The 2,851-nt window shown below is 72.7% G+C and carries 4 protein-coding genes; all 4 read left to right on the top strand.

Features of this window, described 5'->3' with window-relative positions; genetic code table 11:
- On the top strand, window positions 1-301 hold a 301-nt coding region (locus tag VIW71_RS24425; RefSeq protein WP_331624757.1), incomplete at its 5' end, for a GNAT family N-acetyltransferase.
- Between the two features lie 44 nt (window positions 302-345).
- Window positions 346-1,005 (top strand): MOSC domain-containing protein, encoded by a 660-nt coding sequence (locus VIW71_RS24430; protein WP_331624758.1) that lies wholly within the window; start codon window positions 346-348, stop codon window positions 1,003-1,005.
- 67 nt (window positions 1,006-1,072) lie between these two features.
- On the top strand, window positions 1,073-1,906 hold the full coding sequence (locus VIW71_RS24435; RefSeq protein WP_331624759.1) for an SDR family NAD(P)-dependent oxidoreductase: 834 nt from the start codon (window positions 1,073-1,075) through the stop codon (window positions 1,904-1,906).
- Between the two features lie 41 nt (window positions 1,907-1,947).
- Window positions 1,948-2,652, top strand: a complete 705-nt coding sequence (locus tag VIW71_RS24440; RefSeq protein ID WP_331624761.1) for an ester cyclase — start codon at window positions 1,948-1,950, stop codon at window positions 2,650-2,652.
- Window positions 2,653-2,851: the final 199 nt, after the last annotated feature.

Raw genomic sequence — 2,851 nt, forward strand, 5'->3', positions numbered from 1 at the left:
CGCGCGCGGTGACGACACCCTGAGCATGGTCGTGGCCCTCGCCGGCGACCTCCCCGTCTCGGCGGCCCGCATGGAGTTCCACCCGGGGACGGACTTCGCGAGCCTGTGGGGCGGCGGCACCGCCCCGCCCTGGCGCGGCCGCGGGATCTACCGTGCGCTCGTCGCCCACCGCGCCCGTATCGCCGCGGCGCGCGGCTACCGATACCTGCAGGTCGACGCCTCCGACCAGAGCCGCCCCGTCCTGGAACGGCTCGGCTTCACCGCGCTGAGCGTGACCACGCCCTACCTCAAGCGCGCCTGACCCCCGCACGCACACCCCGTACGGACCGCGAGGAGACCCCGGCCATGAACGTACTCAGCGTCAACGTGGGCCGTCCGCGCCCCAACCCGTGGAAGCGGCTGCCGGCCACCGGCATCGACAAGCGGCCGGTCACGGGACCGGTCGCGGTGGCGGCGCCCGGCCCGAAGGGCACCGGCGCGGTCGGGCTGGCCGGGGACCGGGTGTACGACGTCAAGCACCACGGCGGCGACGACCAGGCGGTGTACGCCTACGCCCGCGAAGACCTCGACCACTGGGAGGCGGAGCTCGGCCGCACCCTCGGCAACGGGTCCTTCGGGGAGAACCTGACCACGGCCGGGATCGACGTCAACGCGGCACTGATCGGGGAGCGTTGGCGGATCGGGGCGACCGTGGTCCTGGAGGTGTCCTGCCCGCGCATCCCGTGCGCGACGTTCGCCGGGTGGCTGGACGAGCACGGCTGGATGCGGCGCTTCACGCGGGCCGCGCTGCCGGGGCCGTATCTGCGGGTGGTCGAACCCGGGGAGATCACCGCCGGCGATCCGATCACGGTGGTCGGGCGGCCGGCGCACGAGGTGACGGTCGCGGTCTCCTTCAGGGCGTTCACCACGGAACCGGAGCTGCTGCCGCTGCTGAGGGACGCCGAGGGGCTGCCGGCCGCCGACCGGGAGGCGGTCCGGCGACGGCTCGACCGGGGTACGGCCTGAGCCGACGGGGTCCGGGACCCCAGCGTCTCGGGCCCCGGGGCGCCCGTGGGGGTCCTAGGGTGCCTCTATGACGACTGCACTGGTGACAGGGGCCACCGCCGGGATCGGGGCGGCATTCGCGCGACGGCTGGCCTCCGGGGGTACCTCCCGTGCCGGAGGCCATGGGGGAGGGCACGACCTGGTGCTGGTCGCCCGGGACGAGAAGCGGCTGGCGGCCTCCGCGGCGGACCTGCGGGAGCGGTACGGAGTCGGGGTGGAGGTCCTGCCCGCGGACCTCGCCCGGGAGGACGGCATCGCGACGGTCGAGGCGCGGCTGCGCGACGCCGGGAAACCGGTGGACGTGCTGGTCAACAACGCGGGGTTCGGGAACCGGGGCACCTTCCTGGACGCGCCGCTCGCCGACGAGCTGCGGATGCTGAGGCTGCACTGCGAAGCGGTGCTGCGGCTCACCGCCGCCGCGGCGGAGGGGATGCGGGAGCGGGGACGCGGGTCCGTGATCAACGTGGCGTCGGTCGCGGCGTTCATGCCGCGGGGAACGTACTCGGCGAGCAAGGCGTGGGTGGTGCGGTTCACCGAGAGCGCGGCGCACGACCTGGCGGGCTCCGGAATCCGTTTTCTCGCCCTGTGCCCCGGGTTCGTACGGACCGAGTTCCACGAGCGGGCGGGCATGAACGCGGGCAACGTACCCTCCTGGGCCTGGCTGGATGCCGACAAGGTGGTCTCGGCGGCCCTCCGCGACCTCGCGCGCGGCAGGACCGTCAGCGTGCCCGACCCCCGGTACAAGGTCGCCGTGGCGGTGGCCCGCCACACCCCCGCCAACCTCCTCGGCGCCCTCTCCTCGAAGGCGGGCCGCCGCTACGACCCCAAGGGCCCGAGCGCCAGACCCGACAATCCGACCTAACCTGGACGAAAGAGTACGACGCATGGACGCGAGGAGGCGCCATGACATTCGTCCAGCTCATCGACTGCAAGACCACCAGGTACGACGACATGGACCGGCTCATGGACACGTGGGTCGAGGCGACGCAGGGCAAGCGAACCGCGACCCACTCCATGATCGGCAAGGACCGCGCCAGGTCCGGGCACTATGTGGAGATCGTCGAATTCCCCTCGTACGAGGAGGCGATGAAGAACTCCCGACTCCCGGAGACCAACCGGATCTTCGAGGAGATGGTCGCGCTCTGCGAGGAGACGCCCACCTTCACGGACCTGGACGTGGTCCGTGACGAGCAGCTCAACAAGGCCGCGGTCCGCCGCTTCTTCCTGGAGATCTGTGGCCGGGAGGACCCCGGCCCCTACCGAGAGCTGTTCGCCGACGGCTACCGCGACCACGACATCGGCAGCGAGCAGGACACCATCGGCCCGGACGCCCTGCGCGAACAGACCCTCGGCTACCGCCGCGCCTTTCCGGACTTCGAGTTCACCCTCGAGGACCAGATCGCCGAGGGCGACCGCGTCACCACCCGCTGGTCCTGGCACGGCACGAACACCGGCGAACTGCGCGGCATGCCCCCCACCGGCAAAGAGGTGAACATCACCGGCACCACCACCTTCGCCTTCCGCGACGGCAGGATCGCCGAGGGCTGGTGGCACTGGGACACGCTGGGCATGCTCCGTCAACTGGGCGTCGTCGAACTGCCCGCATAACCGCGGCCGCGGGACCGAGGAAACCGCGCCCGGCGCGGCGACCAGGGACGTGGCCCCACCGGGGCCCGGGGGCAACGCCCCACCGGGGCTGGGGTTCGGAACCCCACCCGGCCCAGGGCGCAGCCACCCCGGTGGCCAACGCCGCACCAGGGGCCGGAAGTCGGAAGCCCACCCCCGAGCCGGGGATCGGAACCCGGCT

Origin of the sequence: Streptomyces sp., assembly GCF_036524955.1 — a bacterium.
Classification (GTDB): domain Bacteria; phylum Actinomycetota; class Actinomycetes; order Streptomycetales; family Streptomycetaceae; genus Actinacidiphila.